Here is a 13,419-nt window from a genome sequence, read left to right on the forward strand (position 1 = left end):
ATTGCCGGCACCGAATTGCCACGACTTTACGCCGCTTCGAGCGCCCACTCCACATGCTCGCGCACGACCGCCGACGGATCGTCGGCTCGCTGCCTCAAAGCCAGCACGATCGCGCCACGGGCATCGAGGTCGAGACTTCCTGGCGCGGCGCGCAACGCGTTACCCATGCCGACCGCGAGATTGCGCAGCCAGCTCTCGTAGCCGATGCGGCGAATCGCGCTGCCCTGCATGCGCGTATCGAACTCCTCGGCGCTCCACGCGAACAGTTCGACCAGCGACGCGCGATCGAGCCCGTGCCGCACGTCGAAATCGGCGACCGGTGCGGCCTGCGCGAACTTGTTCCAGGGACACACGAGCTGGCAATCGTCACAGCCGTACACCCGATTGCCGATCAGCGGCCGCAGCTCGAGCGGAATACTGCCCTTCAGCTCGATCGTCAGATACGAGATGCAACGCCGCGCGTCGACCTTGTACGGCGCGACGATCGCGCCGGTCGGACAGGCGCCGATGCAGCGCGCGCAGCTGCCGCAATGCGAGCCCGGCGTTTCGGGCGCGGCCTCGGGTGAGGTTTCGGCGTCGGTCGGCAGCGGGACGTCGACATAGATCTCGCCGAGGAAAAACAGCGAGCCGGCGTCGCGCTGCAGCAGCAACGTGTGCTTGCCGCGCCAGCCGATGCCGGCCTTCTGCGCGAGCTCGACTTCGAGCACCGGCGCCGAATCGGTGAACACGCGATAGCCGAACGGCCCGATCGCCGCTTCGATCCGGTCGGCCAGTTGTTGCAGGCGCTGACGCATCACCTTGTGATAGTCGCGGCCGCGCGCGTAGATCGACACGACCGCCGTCGACGGGTCCGCGAGCCGCGCGTGCTCGGCCGCGCGCCAGTCGCGCGCGCGGAGTGTCGCGCGTGAGACGGGTTGCGTTACGTCTTGCGGCATGCTTTCAGGCGCGCTTTCATGTCTCCCTTCATGCGCCCCTTCAGCCGCCTCTGCTCCCAGCGTCTGCGCAGGCAAATAGGCGATGCGCGCGGTGATCACGCGTCGCGTGCCGGCCACAAGCTCGGCCGGCCGCGCGCGTTTCATGCCGTGTTTGGCCATATAATCCATCTCGCCGTGGCAACCCGCTTCGAGCCACGCTGCAAGCGGCGCTTCGGCGGCCGACAGATCGGTATCGCTAATGCCGATCGCCCCGAAACCGAGTTCACGGCCCCACGTCTTGATGTCGAGCGCGAGCGCACGAAGCGCCGCCTCGTCGAAACGGGACGTTGCGCCAGAAGCTCGCACGGCATCATCGGCCGATGCGGGCGTGCAGGAAACAGGGGACTTCGGACTTCGGTTCATCACGCCATTTTACGAGAATGCCTGTCAATCCCGATCACGCGCCCCTACCGTCCGCTCCCGTGCTGCTCGAACGCTCTTTCGCGCTCGCGGACGAAGCCGCCACGCAGGCGTTCGGCGCGCGCTTCGCACAGGCGATCGAAAGCGTGCGCGCGGCCTCGCATCAGGCACAGCCAGCCCAGCCTGGCGCTGTAAGCAGCCTCGCGTTCCACGGCCTGCAAGTCCAACTGGTCGGCGACCTCGGCGCCGGCAAAACCACGCTCGTGCGCGCGACCTTGCGCGGCCTCGGCCACACCGGCCGCGTGCGCAGTCCGACCTACACGCTCGTCGAACCGTATGTGCTCGAGCGGCCCGCCGGGGAACTCGCGCTCTATCACTTCGATCTGTACAGATTCACCGATCCGGCCGAATGGGCCGACGCGGGCTTTCGCGAATATTTCGACAGCGGCGCGGTCTGCCTCGTCGAATGGCCGCAACGCGCGGGACCGCTGCTCGGCGTGCCGGATCTCGTCTTCTCGCTCGGGCTCGTCGGCAACACAGACGCAAACGCGGACGCACGGGTACTCGTCGCACGCGCTTATAGCGAATCAGGAAAGGCATGTCTCGAAAGATGTTAATCAAACCATTCCATTCGATCGAATCGGCGGCGGGCGCAACGCATAACTGGCGGCGCCGGCAGATCCTGCGCGCCGGTGCGTCGACGCTGGTGCTCGGCCTCGTCGCCCCGCGTCTCGCGTTTGCGAGCTCGGTGCTCGGCGTGCGCGTGTGGCCCGCGCGCGACTACACGCGCGTGACGATCGAATCCGATCAGCCGCTGCAGAACACGCAGCAACTGCTGCAGGGACCGGACCGGCTCGTCGTCGATCTGAACGGCCTCGACCTCGATCAGGCGCTGAAGGAGCTGGTCTCGAAGATCACACCAAACGATCCGCAGATTTCGTCGGTGCGGGTCGGGCAGTATCAGCCGCACGTGGTGCGCATGGTGTTCGACCTGAAGGGCTCGGTGAAGCCGCAGGTGTTCGCGCTGCCGCCGGTCGGCGCGTACAAGTACCGGCTCGTGTTCGACCTGTATCCGGCTGTCGCGCCCGATCCGTTGATGGACCTGCTCGCGCAGACCGAGCGCAAGCAGCAGGCGCTCAACGAAGAAAACAGCGCGCCGCCCGCGACGCTTGCCGGCCCCGGCACGGCGCCGCCCGTCGACAACAGCGAAGCGTTCTTCGAGCACTACGCGCAGAACGGTGGCGCGGGCAATGGCGCCGCGGGCGTACCGCATCCGCCCACGCATGGCACGACGGCGCCGTCCGCGCCGGTCATTGCCGGCAGGCAGGCGGCGCCGTCCGCGCCCTCCGCGCCGCCTGCCGCACTGGCGCGCAACAAGGGTGGCAACGCCAACAGCAACAGCACCGCACGCGGTCTCGACAGCAACAACGACAACCTCGGCGACAGCGGCGACACCTACGCATTCACCACACCGAAGTCGAGCCGCAGCAACACCGTGCGACTGCTCACCGTCGCAATCGATCCGGGTCATGGCGGCGAGGACCCGGGCGCGATCGGCGGCGCAGGCACATACGAGAAGCACGTCGCGCTCGACATCGCGAAGAAGCTGCGCGCGAAGATCGACGCGCAGCCGAACATGCGCGCGATGATGACGCGCGACGCCGACTTCTTCGTGCCGCTGAACGTGCGCGTGCAGAAAGCGCGCCGCGTCGGCGCGGACCTGTTCGTGTCGATCCACGCGGACGCGTTCACGACGCCCGAGGCGAAGGGCTCCTCGGTGTTCGCGCTGTCGGAGCACGGCGCGTCGAGCGCGGCCGCGCGCTGGATGGCGAACAAGGAGAACTCGTCGGATCTGATCGGCGGCATCAACATCAAGTCCGACGACGCCACCGTGAACCGCGCACTGTTCGACATGTCGACCACCGCGCAGATTCGCGACTCGATGCGCTACGGCAACTTCGTGCTCAAAGAGATCGGCGACATCAACAAGCTGCACAAGGGCTCGGTCGAGCAGGCCGGCTTCGCGGTGCTGAAGGCGCCGGACATTCCGTCGATCCTCGTCGAGACCGCGTTCATCAGCAATCCGGACGAAGAGCGCCGCCTCAACGACGACGCGTATCGCGACAAGATGGCCAGCGCGATCCTGACCGGCATCAAGCGCTATTTCGCGGCGAATCCGCCGCTCGCAAAGAGCCGCATGACGTGATGTCGGCACACACGAAGCAATCACAAAACGGCCCGCCGGCCGCTTTGTTGTTCACGCTCGCAACCCGTGGCGCAACGGTTGCTCAGCGTGCCGGTATCAAGCGCTGCACGACCCAGCCGCCGAACACGTTGACCGCGAGCCCCGCCATCACGAGCAACGCGCCCGCCACCTGCATCGCAGACAGTTGCTCGCCGAGCAGCAGCGACGCCGACGCGAGTCCGACGATTGGCACCAGCAGCGAGAACGGCGCGACCTGGCTCGCCGGATAGCGCGACAGCAGACGGCTCCACAAGCCATAGCCGAGCAGCGTCGCGATAAACGCCAGATAGACGATCGCGAAGATCGACAGCGCGCTGATACCGGTCAGCGCGGCGGCGATCTCGCGCGGCCCTTCGAACACGAACGACGCCGCGAAAAACGGCAGCGGCGGAATCAGGCTCCCCCACACGACGAGTCCGACCAGATCGACCTTGCCGACCTTCTTCGTAACGATGTTGCCGAGTGCCCACATGCACGCGGCGCACAGCGTCAGCAGGAAACCAGCGACGGACATCGTGTGGCCGCCTTGCAGGCCGATCACCGCAAGCCCCGCCGCGGCGATCAGCAGACCCGCGACGTTCGGCAAACGGAAGCGCTCGTGCAGAAACAGCGCCGCGAAGATCAGCGTGAAAAACGCCTGCGCCTGAAGCACCAGCGATGCAAGCCCCGCTGGCATGCCGACGTACATCGCCGAGAACAGGAACGCGAATTGCCCGAACGAGATCGTCGCGCCGTAGGCGAACAGCCACCGCCACGGCATCTGCGGCCGCTTGACGAAAAACACCGCCGGGACCGCAGCGAGCGTAAAGCGCAGCGCGCCGAGCAGCATCGGCGGCACGCCGTGCAGGCCGACCTTGATCACGACGAAATTGACGCCCCACGCGAGCACGACGATCAGCGCGAGCAGCAAGTCCCTGGGCGACATCCGGGTCTCCAAAGAAATGGTTCGATCTGGCAGTGTAACGGAGGCCGCAAATTCGCTTCGGTGCGCCCGCTCATGGCGAGCGTGCGCCGATGCCTCGGCCGCGCGCGACGCGCAGTAGAATCGACCATTCGAGCCTTCTCCTTCACTTTCCCGTCGAGCCTGCCCATGACTTCCTCGATCAAAGCCGTCCTCAAACCGCACTTACGCGACATCGGCAATCTGACCGTGCGGCGCGTGCTGCCCGCGATGGCGGCGCGCCTCGTCGGCCCGTTCATTTTCTTCGACCACATGGGCCCCGCGACCCTCGAACCCGGCAGCGGCCTCGACGTGCGCCCGCATCCGCATATCGGCCTCGCGACCGTCACCTATCTGTTCGACGGCGCGATCATGCATCGCGACAGCCTCGGCTCCGAGCAGAAGATCGTCCCCGGCGACGTCAACTGGATGACGGCCGGGCGCGGCATCGTCCATTCGGAGCGAACGCCGCCGGAAGACCGCGCGCGCGGCCAGACGATTCACGGCATCCAGACCTGGGTCGCGCTGCCGCTCGCCGATGAAGACGCCGAGCCGTCGTTCGCGCATCACGCGGCGGCGACCTTGCCGGTCGTCGAGCGCAACGGCGTGACGCTGCGCGTGATCGCGGGCACCGCGTTCGACGCGGTGTCGCCGGTCGCGACGTTTTCGGGCACGCTGTACGTCGCCGCCGACTTCACGCCGGGCAGCGCGTTCGCGCTCGAACCGGAGCACGAGGAGCGCGGTGTATATCTGGTGGAAGGCGATCTGGAGATCGACGGCACGCCGCTCGAAGCGGGCCAGATGGCCGTGCTCGCGCTCGACGAAACCGTCACGCTCGCGAGCACGCACGGCGCGCGCGCGATGCTGCTCGGCGGCGAGAAGCTCGACGGCGAGCGCTTCATCGAATGGAATTTCGTCGCGAGCTCGCGCGAGAAAATCGAAGCCGCGAAGCTCGCGTGGACCAATCAGGAAATGGGCCACGTGCCCGGCGAAACCGAATGGATTCCGCTGCCGCAGCGCAAGTGACGGCGCCGGGCCGCGCGCGAATCACCGCATTGAATTCGCGCGATTCGGCCCCACCTAGCGCCTGTTCACAAACCGTTTCTATCGACGAGGACGCAATGGACACCACTCTGGCCACTTTCGAACAGGACGTCATCAAGGCGTCGATGCTGGCCCCCGTGCTGGTCGATTTCTGGGCGCCGTGGTGCGGCCCCTGCAAGAGTCTCGGCCCGATGCTCGAAAAGCTCGAAGCCGAAGCCGCCGGCAAATGGAAGCTCGTGAAGGTCAACGTGGACGAGAACCACGAGCTGGCCGCGCACTTCCAGGTGCGCAGCATTCCGCACGTGATCGCGTTCGCCGACGGCCAGGCCGTCGATCAGTTCGTCGGCGTGCTGACGGAAGGGCAGCTGCGCGAGTTCCTCGACCGGCTCGTGCCGCAAGGGGCGCCGGCCGCGCGCATCGAAGCGCAGACCGCGCTCGCCGAAGGCCGCCGCGACGACGCCTACGACCTGCTGCAAGCGGCGCTCGCTTACGACCCGGGCTTCGACGACGCGCGCATGGACCGCATCGAGTTACTGCTCGAAGACAACCGCATCGATGAGGCGCGCAACGAAGTCGATCTGCTGTCGCCGAAAACCACGCAAGGCATCGACGCGCGTTTCAACGCGATCAAGACGCGGCTCGACGCGGTGGACGCCGCCGCGGACCTGCCGCCCACCGATGCGCTCGAAGCGCGTGTCGCCGGCCACCCCGACGATCTCGAAGCACGCTTCGATCTCGCGAATGCGTTTATCGCGCGACGCAAATACGCGCAGGCGCTCGAACATCTGCTCGCGATCGTGCAACGCGACCGCGCGTTCCGCGACGATATCGGCCGCAAGACGATGTTGTCGGTGTTCGATCTGGCCGCGCATCAGCCGGAGCTGGTGTCGCAGTGGCGGCGCAGGCTGAGCGCGTCGTTGTATTGATCGATTGTGATGTTTTGCCCGATGGCAGCCTGGGTCAGCGCGGTTGAAACCGCCGCCCGGGCTGCCACCTAAACCGTCGCCTTCTTCGCCAGCTCCCGCAACACGTACGCCGCGGCCGCAAAACCAAAGCTCGCGGTCACGCACACGCTGGAGCCAAACCCCGCGCAGTTCAAGCCGACCGGCCCCGTATGCCCCGGCGACGTGCTCACGTGCTCGGCTTCTTCATCGATATCGCAGACGGCCGCTTCCGGATAGATCAGCGGCTCGTCGGAATACACGGCGTTCACCTTGAACTTCGCCTTCGGCCCGCGCGGAAAGCCATGCTGCTTGCGCAACTGCCCGCGCACCTTCGACAGCAGCGGGTCCTGGATCGTCAGCGCGAGGTCGTCGATGCGGATCCGCGTCGGGTCGAGCTGACCGCCCGCGCCGCCGACCGTGATCAGCGGCTGCTTGCGCTCGACGCACCATGCGATCAGCGCGGTCTTGGTGCGCACGCTGTCGATCGCGTCGATCACATAGTCGAAGCCGCCGCCGAGCGTGGCCGCGAAATTGTCCGGCTCGACGAAGTCCTCGATCAGCCGCACCTCGCAGTACGGATTGATTGCCGCGATGCGTTCGGCCATCGCTTCGACCTTCGGTTTTCCGTAGTTGCCGTCGAGCGCGTGAATCTGCCGGTTCGTGTTGCTTTCCGCGACGTTGTCGAGATCGATCAGCGTCAGCGTGCCGAGCGCGCTGCGCGCAAGCGCCTCCGCGACCCACGACCCCACCCCGCCGATGCCGATCACCGCGACGTGCGCACCCTCGAATGCGGCGAGCGCGGGCGCGCCATACAGACGGGCGATGCCGCCGAAACGGCGCGCGCGGTCGGCGGTTTCGTTCGCGTCGAGGCTGGTAGTAAGATCGGATTGCGCGGTGGTGCTGGACATGATGGCAGGGCTCGAAAACACAGGCGGAACAAAGCAAGCGGCGGCGCTTTGGCAAATCGCCTGGGCAAATTGCTTTGGCAAATGGGGCGCGCAGCCCGTATTTTGCCTGAACACGTGAAAACAGCCGCGCAGGACCACGAGCAGCGACGCGATGTTGCAGGCTTGCGCTGGCGCAACATGCGCCGCGCCATACGTTGCTCCGCTCGCGCGCAAAAACCTGACGCCTTAGCTATACTTGGCCCACACTGTAGCGTTCGCATAAGAACATGATCTCACTCGCCGAGCTTCGAAAAAACTACTCGCTGGGCTCACTGGACGTTGCCGACGTCAACCACGATCCGTTCCGTCAATTCGACACGTGGTTCCAGCAGGCCATCGACGCCAAGCTGCCCGAGCCGAATGCAATGACGCTGGCCACGGTCGACGCGCGCGGCCGGCCTTCGGCACGCATCGTGCTTATCAAGGGCGTCGACGAGCGCGGTTTCGTATTCTTCACCAACTATGAAAGCCGCAAGGGCCGCGAACTGAACGTGAACCCCTACGCGAGCCTGCTGTTTCACTGGATCGAACTCGAACGCCAGGTGCGCATCGAGGGCCGCGTCGTCAAAACGAGCGAGGCAGACAGTGACGCGTATTTCGCGTCTCGTCCGCTCGGCTCGCGGATCGGCGCATGGGCATCGAATCAGAGTCAGGTGATTGAAAGCCGTTCGCAGCTCGAAGTACGCGAACGCGAAATCAGCCTGCAATACGGCGAAAATCCTCCGCGTCCGCCGCACTGGGGTGGCTACCGTCTGGTGCCCGACGCGATCGAATTCTGGCAGGGGCGGCCGTCTCGGCTGCACGATCGTCTGCTTTACACGCGCGCGGAAGAAAGCGCCAACTGGCTGATCGCACGCCTGTCGCCCTGACCGGTCGATAACCGGACGAATGAGGCCGGCGGCGGCGCCAACGTAGCGGCGCGCGTCGGCGGGATTGCGTTGCGCGGCCCGCGGAATGCGCCGCGCCGTGTCGCGATCCACATAGCTTTGCTTTAAATCAACGAACACGGAGAGATCACATGTTCTGGGAGAAAAAGCTGGCGCAGTGGGTTGAAGATGTCAAAACCACAGCTAACCTGCCCGCACGCCTCGTGCTGTGGGACGGTCAGCAACACGACTTCGGGCAGTTCGCCGCGCCCCGGGTCACGCTACACGTGAAGAGCGCAACCGCGCTGCCCTATCTGCTCGAACCGAGCCTCGACAATCTTGGCGAAGCCTATGTCAAAGGCAAGATCGACATCGAGGGCAAGCTGTCGGACATCATCAATATCGGCTATCAGCTCGCGCGCAGCACCGTGACGAGCGCCGGCAAGCTCGCGCGCGTGCGGCGCTACTTCAATCACTCGAAGACGTCGGATAAGAAAGCGATCCAGTATCACTACGACGTGTCGAACGAGTTCTACAAGTTGTGGCTCGACGAGAACATGGTCTACTCGTGCGCGTACTTCGAGACCGGCACCGAAGACCTCGCGACCGCGCAGCTGAAGAAAATCGATCACATTCTGACCAAAATCCAGCTGCAGCCCGGGCAGCGTCTGCTCGACATCGGCTGCGGCTGGGGCGCGCTCGTGCTGCGCGCCGCGCAGAAATTCGGCGCGAAGTGCGTCGGCGTCACGCTGTCGCAGAACCAGTTCGATCTCGCCACCGCGCGCGTGAAAGCGGCGGGCCTCGAAAACCAGATCGATATCCGCCTGCAGGACTATCGCGACATCAAGGGGCAGTTCGACCGCATCACGAGCGTCGGCATGTTCGAGCACGTCGGCCGCAAGAACCTGCCCGGCTATTTCCAGAAGATGCACGATCTGCTCGCCGACGACGGCATCGCGATGAACCACGGCATCACATCGAGCGACGCCGACAGCGGCGAAACCGCGCTCGGCGGCGGTGAGTTCATCGACCGCTTCGTGTTCCCGGACGGCGAGCTGCCGCACATCAGCCTCGCGCTCGAAGCGATGCAGCGCGGCGGGCTCGAACCGGTTGACGTCGAAAGCCTGCGCCGTCACTATGCGCACACGCTCGACATCTGGGCGGAAAATTTCGAGGCCCACGCAGACCAGGCGCGCAAGCTCGTCGACGACGAAAAATTCCGCATCTGGCGCGTGTATCTGGCCGGCTGCGCGTATGCGTTCGAAAACGACGACGTGTCGATTTTCCAGGTGGTGTGCCGCAAAGCCGGCCGCAGCGCGAAAACCCTGCCGTGGTCGCGCCGCTACATGTACGAAAAACCGCTGTGACCCGGCTGTGACCTGGTGTGTGACCGGTCGCGCCGCGGCGGCGTGCATGGAGCGCGCGCCGCGGCGTAATTCTGATGAACAGCAGGCCGGACATTGATGGACCAGAGCAGGACGAGTGACGTTGAAGAGCCGTTGAACGGCAAGGACGGCAGCGCGGACGATGCGGCGCATCAGGCCACGCAGCAGTTCGATCTGTTCGGGATGCCGATGGAGGCCGCGGCAGAAGCGCCGGCCATGTCCGCACGTGAAGCCGATTCGGCCGCAAGCGCTGCCGCGCAGCCAGAGCACAAGCGCGCGCCGAAGACCGCAATATCCAACGCCCCCGCGTCGCTGTTCGAAGCCGACACCCCGCCCGACAGCCCCCCTCCTGAGCCAGACTCCGCCCCGGCCTCCGCCGACGCCCCGAAAAAGCGCCGCAGCCGCGCCGTGCTCGCTGCACCGCCGTCGCCGGAGCTGCTCGCGCTCGCGGCGCAATTGCCGCCGCAGATCCACCTCGGCACGTCGACATGGTCGTTCCCGGGTTGGACAGGCATCGTCTACGGCGACGACTACAGCAACAGCAAACTGTCGCGCGAGGGCTTGAGTGCGTACGGCGCACATCCGCTGCTGAAGACGGTCAGCATCGACCGCTCGTTCTACCAGGCGTTGACGGTCACCGAATACCTGCGCTACGCGCAGCAGGTGCCCGAGCACTTCCGCTTCATCGTCAAGGCGCCGATGACGATCACCGACGCCACCGTGCGCGCCGAGCGCGGCGAGCCGGTATCGCTGAACCCGTGCTTCCTGAACGCGCGGATGGCGATCGACGATTTCGTCACGCCCTGCCTCGAAGGGCTCGGCGCAAAGGCCGGCGCGCTGGTGTTCCAGTTCTCGCCGCTGCCGGATCAGATGCTCGCGCAGCCGGCGGTATTCATCGAACGACTGGGAGAGTTTTTCGACGCGCTGCCCGGGCTGCCCGACGGCAGTTGCTACGCGGTCGAGATTCGCGACGCGAGCCTGCTCACGCCGCGCTTCATCCGCATGCTGAAGACGGCTGGCGTGCGCTACTGCGTCGGCATTCATGCGCGGATGCCCGATCCGCTGCGCCAGGCCGCGGCGCTCGCGCTGCTCGATGGCGAGCCGGCCGGTCCGCTGATCGTGCGCTGGAGCCTGCACGGCGGTTTCAAGTACGAACAGGCGAAGGCGAAGTACGAGCCGTTCAACCGGCTCGTCGACGAAGATCCGGCGACGCGCGCGTCGCTCGCCGAACTGGCCGCGCGTTACGCGCTTGCTGGTCAGCCGGTCATGATCGCGGTCAACAACAAGGCGGAGGGATCGGCGCCGCTCAGCTGCGCGAAACTGGCCGCAGAAATCGTCGAAGCCTGCGTGCGTGTCACGCAGGGGCGCGGCGATAACGGCGACGAGGTGCCATCGCGAGCACAGGAACCGCAGTGACGAACAGCAGCGGGCGGTCTCACGCATCCGCCCGTTGCCGACTCCAATCCCCGCGCTGCGCCGCTAACCCGCCTTGATCCGATGCGCGAACTTCTGGCGGAATTTCGCGACTTTCGGCGCTACCACGAACGAGCAGTAGCCCTGATTCGGATGCTGCGCGAAATAGTTCTGGTGATAAGCCTCGGCGGGCCAGTAGTTGTCGCCGAGCGGCAGCACCTCGGTCACGAGCTTGCCGCCGTAGATGCGCTGTTCGCCGATCTCGCGAATCGCCTGCAGCGCGGTCTCGCGCTGCGCGTCGGAATGCGTGAAGATCACCGAGCGGTATTGCGTGCCGACGTCGTTGCCCTGCCGGTTCAGCTGGGTCGGATCGTGGATCGCGAAAAAGATGTCGAGAATCTCGCGATAGCTGATCTTGGCCGGATCGAAGTCGATCTTGACCACTTCCGCGTGACCGGTGTCGCCGTCGCAGACCTGCTCGTAGCTCGGATGGCGCGTGTGACCGCCCGCATAACCCGACTCCACCGCATTGACGCCCTCGACACCCAGATACACCGCTTCGAGGCACCAGAAACATCCACCGCCGAGCGTTGCTGTCTCGTTCATAAGCTTCACCCCAGGATCAGATTCACACCATGATCGGCAGCCGGCCTGCGTAGCGCCGCCGTATCTGCCACCGCATCCGAATATATGGCCGAAAACGCGTTCCGAAAGGCGCAGTCAGGCACGAGTCAGGCACCCGTCGCGCAATGACCGCAAATCCGGCCGTGCAGATATCGAGTATAGAAACGCCGGCACGCAACGGGTGAATAACCGTGCCTCACACACGCAAGCGCCGCGCCCGCGCCTCGATCCAGCACGATCGGCAAATTTTCGGGTGCAGCCCGTCGAGGAGATCACCGATCCAGCCGCCCGGCTGCCACGCACCGCACGCATCGTGCTGCGGCGCGCGCGGCGATTGCAGTTAAAATTGGCGGAAATCAACGATTTTCACTATGACTTTCGAAACATCCGCTTCCCGCCGCGCGGGTATACGCTTCAATTCGCGCCTTGATTCGCGCCGTAGTCGGTCTTTCACACGGCGCGCGACGGGGGCCTCGCCCCGATGAAGCGCGCGAGCCCACCCAACTTCGACCCGTCCGCGTTCAAACAGGCGCTCAGCCAGTTCGCGACCGGCGTCACCGTGATTACGACGCGCGCCGCGTCCGGCCAACTGATCGGCATCACGGCCAGTTCGTTCAACTCGGTGTCGCTTTCTCCGCCGCTCGTGCTGTGGAGTCTCGCGACGCGCTCCGCGTCGATGCCGGTGTTCCGCGCCAACAGTCACTACGTGATCAATGTGTTGGCCTCGACGCAGCTCGATCTGTGCAAGCGCTTCGCGACCGTGAAGGGCGACCGCTTCGAAGGCGTGTCGCACGCGGCGGGCGACAGCGGCATGCCGGTGCTCGACGGCGCACTCGCGTGGTTCGAATGCCATAACCGCAGCCGCTACGAGGAAGGCGACCACGTGATTTTCGTCGGCGAAGTGGAGCGCTGCGGTGTGCACGAAAATGCCGCGGACATGCTGCCGCTCGTGTTCCAGAGCGCGCAGTTCCACGGCCTGAAGCCGCTTTGAGCGGCGCGGCGCTTCCCTGGCGTCTGTAGCGCCTGTCGGTCGGACGCGTCGAAAACAGCGCGCCCCGCCCTCATCATCCTCAACGGTCGCTATGCGTGGCTCCGTGCCCGCTGTTCTTCTTCACGAGCGACACCGGCACGCCCGAATCTTCCTTCAGCGTTTCGAGCACGATGTTCGAGCGGATGTCCATCACCCCCGGCGCCTTGTACAGGCGATTGAGCACGAAGTCCGAATAGTGCTTGAGGTTGTGAGCGAGCACGCGCAGCAGATAGTGGGTTTCGCCGGTCACGACGAAAGCGCCGACCACTTCTGGCCAGTCGCGCAGCGCTTCGGCAAAGCGCTCGTGCCAGTTCTGCTGGTCGTTGCGCATCGATACCTGCACGAACGCTTCCAGCTCGAACCCCAAAACTTCGCGGTTCAGGCACGCTCGGTAGTGTTCGATGACGCCCTGCTCTTCCAGCAGACGCAGGCGTCGCAGACAGGCCGATGGCGAGAGCGAGATGCGCTCCGCCAGGTCGAGATTGCTGATCCGTCCTTCCTGCTGAAGCACCGTCAAGATACGGCAATCGGTGGCGTCGAGCGAGATCGCGTTCATATTCGGTCTCCCTTTCCCGTTTGACTCAAATTATGTTCCAAGACACGGCTGCTAAGGAGATTATTTCGCAATCACATTTCACAGCTTGACC

14 protein-coding genes are annotated in these 13,419 nt (G+C 65.2%); 9 read left to right on the top strand and 5 right to left on the bottom strand.

Annotation, left to right across the window (positions count from 1 at the left end):
* Window positions 1–26: 26 nt before the first annotated feature.
* Entirely contained in the window at window positions 27–1,337 is a 1,311-nt protein-coding gene (gene queG / locus F6X40_RS20295) for a tRNA epoxyqueuosine(34) reductase QueG (protein ID WP_187628988.1), read from the bottom strand.
* 17 nt (window positions 1,338–1,354) lie between these two features.
* Between queG and tsaE the strand changes: the two genes are divergently transcribed.
* Together tsaE and F6X40_RS20305 are read left to right on the top strand one after the other, a co-directional pair.
* On the top strand, window positions 1,355–1,951 hold the full coding sequence (gene tsaE, locus F6X40_RS20300) for a tRNA (adenosine(37)-N6)-threonylcarbamoyltransferase complex ATPase subunit type 1 TsaE (RefSeq protein WP_187628989.1): 597 nt from the start codon (window positions 1,355–1,357) through the stop codon (window positions 1,949–1,951).
* Window positions 1,933–3,540 (top strand): N-acetylmuramoyl-L-alanine amidase, encoded by a 1,608-nt coding sequence (locus tag F6X40_RS20305; RefSeq protein WP_187628990.1) that lies wholly within the window; start codon window positions 1,933–1,935, stop codon window positions 3,538–3,540. Before tsaE ends, F6X40_RS20305 begins: the two co-directional genes overlap by 19 nt.
* A gap of 82 nt (window positions 3,541–3,622) precedes the next feature.
* On the opposite strand, the gene F6X40_RS20310 is transcribed toward F6X40_RS20305, so the two are convergent.
* The gene (locus F6X40_RS20310; protein ID WP_187616365.1) at window positions 3,623–4,504 is read right to left on the bottom strand and encodes an EamA family transporter; all 882 of its coding nucleotides are present in this window, start codon (window positions 4,502–4,504) and stop codon (window positions 3,623–3,625) included.
* Window positions 4,505–4,669: 165 nt separating this feature from the next.
* Between F6X40_RS20310 and F6X40_RS20315 the strand changes: the two genes are divergently transcribed.
* Both F6X40_RS20315 and trxA read left to right on the top strand, forming a co-directional pair.
* A complete protein-coding gene (locus tag F6X40_RS20315; RefSeq protein WP_184066403.1) occupies window positions 4,670–5,545 on the top strand; it encodes a pirin family protein in 876 nt (291 codons plus the stop codon).
* A gap of 95 nt (window positions 5,546–5,640) precedes the next feature.
* A complete protein-coding gene (gene trxA / locus F6X40_RS20320; RefSeq protein WP_090801643.1) occupies window positions 5,641–6,489 on the top strand; it encodes a thioredoxin in 849 nt (282 codons plus the stop codon).
* A gap of 68 nt (window positions 6,490–6,557) precedes the next feature.
* Here the strand turns inward: trxA and tcdA are convergent, their stop codons facing one another.
* The gene (tcdA, locus tag F6X40_RS20325; RefSeq protein WP_184066406.1) at window positions 6,558–7,415 is read right to left on the bottom strand and encodes a tRNA cyclic N6-threonylcarbamoyladenosine(37) synthase TcdA; all 858 of its coding nucleotides are present in this window, start codon (window positions 7,413–7,415) and stop codon (window positions 6,558–6,560) included.
* Window positions 7,416–7,681: 266 nt separating this feature from the next.
* Here tcdA and pdxH point away from each other — a divergent pair, with 266 nt between their 5' ends.
* From pdxH to F6X40_RS20340, 3 genes are all read left to right on the top strand, one after another.
* Window positions 7,682–8,323: a pyridoxamine 5'-phosphate oxidase gene (pdxH, locus tag F6X40_RS20330; RefSeq protein ID WP_090801646.1), complete on the top strand. Its 642-nt coding sequence runs from the start codon at window positions 7,682–7,684 to the stop codon at window positions 8,321–8,323.
* Window positions 8,324–8,472: 149 nt separating this feature from the next.
* A complete protein-coding gene (locus F6X40_RS20335) occupies window positions 8,473–9,687 on the top strand; it encodes an SAM-dependent methyltransferase (RefSeq protein WP_187628991.1) in 1,215 nt (404 codons plus the stop codon).
* Window positions 9,688–9,783: 96 nt separating this feature from the next.
* Window positions 9,784–11,121 (top strand): DUF72 domain-containing protein, encoded by a 1,338-nt coding sequence (locus tag F6X40_RS20340; RefSeq protein ID WP_187628992.1) that lies wholly within the window; start codon window positions 9,784–9,786, stop codon window positions 11,119–11,121.
* Between the two features lie 63 nt (window positions 11,122–11,184).
* Here the strand turns inward: F6X40_RS20340 and msrA are convergent, their stop codons facing one another.
* The gene (msrA, locus tag F6X40_RS20345) at window positions 11,185–11,724 is read right to left on the bottom strand and encodes a peptide-methionine (S)-S-oxide reductase MsrA (protein WP_187628993.1); all 540 of its coding nucleotides are present in this window, start codon (window positions 11,722–11,724) and stop codon (window positions 11,185–11,187) included.
* 199 nt (window positions 11,725–11,923) lie between these two features.
* On the opposite strand from msrA, the gene F6X40_RS20350 reads away from it, so the two are divergent.
* The gene (locus F6X40_RS20350) at window positions 11,924–12,172 is read left to right on the top strand and encodes a hypothetical protein (protein ID WP_187628994.1); all 249 of its coding nucleotides are present in this window, start codon (window positions 11,924–11,926) and stop codon (window positions 12,170–12,172) included.
* Window positions 12,173–12,223: 51 nt separating this feature from the next.
* Window positions 12,224–12,733 carry a flavin reductase family protein gene (locus tag F6X40_RS20355; RefSeq protein ID WP_090801653.1) on the top strand — a complete coding sequence of 170 codons (510 nt, stop codon included), beginning with the start codon at window positions 12,224–12,226 and terminating at the stop codon, window positions 12,731–12,733.
* Between the two features lie 79 nt (window positions 12,734–12,812).
* On the opposite strand, the gene F6X40_RS20360 is transcribed toward F6X40_RS20355, so the two are convergent.
* The gene (locus F6X40_RS20360; RefSeq protein WP_013090375.1) at window positions 12,813–13,328 is read right to left on the bottom strand and encodes an Lrp/AsnC family transcriptional regulator; all 516 of its coding nucleotides are present in this window, start codon (window positions 13,326–13,328) and stop codon (window positions 12,813–12,815) included.
* Between the last annotated feature and the right edge of the window lie 91 nt (window positions 13,329–13,419).

Source organism: Paraburkholderia sp. UCT31 (assembly GCF_014397655.1).
GTDB classification, from domain to species: domain Bacteria; phylum Pseudomonadota; class Gammaproteobacteria; order Burkholderiales; family Burkholderiaceae; genus Paraburkholderia; species Paraburkholderia tuberum.

Excerpts from the sequence above, each read along its gene's own strand:
- queG (WP_187628988.1), bottom strand. The coding sequence starts at position 1,337 with ATGAACCGAAGTCCGAAGTCCCCTGTTTCCTGCACGCCCGCATCGGCC.
- tsaE (WP_187628989.1), top strand. The coding sequence starts at position 1,355 with ATGCCTGTCAATCCCGATCACGCGCCCCTACCGTCCGCTCCCGTGCTG.
- F6X40_RS20305 (WP_187628990.1), top strand. The coding sequence starts at position 1,933 with ATGTCTCGAAAGATGTTAATCAAACCATTCCATTCGATCGAATCGGCG.
- F6X40_RS20310 (WP_187616365.1), bottom strand. The coding sequence starts at position 4,504 with ATGTCGCCCAGGGACTTGCTGCTCGCGCTGATCGTCGTGCTCGCGTGG.
- F6X40_RS20315 (WP_184066403.1), top strand. The coding sequence starts at position 4,670 with ATGACTTCCTCGATCAAAGCCGTCCTCAAACCGCACTTACGCGACATC.
- trxA (WP_090801643.1), top strand. The coding sequence starts at position 5,641 with ATGGACACCACTCTGGCCACTTTCGAACAGGACGTCATCAAGGCGTCG.
- tcdA (WP_184066406.1), bottom strand. The coding sequence starts at position 7,415 with ATGTCCAGCACCACCGCGCAATCCGATCTTACTACCAGCCTCGACGCG.
- pdxH (WP_090801646.1), top strand. The coding sequence starts at position 7,682 with ATGATCTCACTCGCCGAGCTTCGAAAAAACTACTCGCTGGGCTCACTG.
- F6X40_RS20335 (WP_187628991.1), top strand. The coding sequence starts at position 8,473 with ATGTTCTGGGAGAAAAAGCTGGCGCAGTGGGTTGAAGATGTCAAAACC.
- F6X40_RS20340 (WP_187628992.1), top strand. The coding sequence starts at position 9,784 with ATGGACCAGAGCAGGACGAGTGACGTTGAAGAGCCGTTGAACGGCAAG.
- msrA (WP_187628993.1), bottom strand. The coding sequence starts at position 11,724 with ATGAACGAGACAGCAACGCTCGGCGGTGGATGTTTCTGGTGCCTCGAA.
- F6X40_RS20355 (WP_090801653.1), top strand. The coding sequence starts at position 12,224 with ATGAAGCGCGCGAGCCCACCCAACTTCGACCCGTCCGCGTTCAAACAG.
- F6X40_RS20360 (WP_013090375.1), bottom strand. The coding sequence starts at position 13,328 with ATGAACGCGATCTCGCTCGACGCCACCGATTGCCGTATCTTGACGGTG.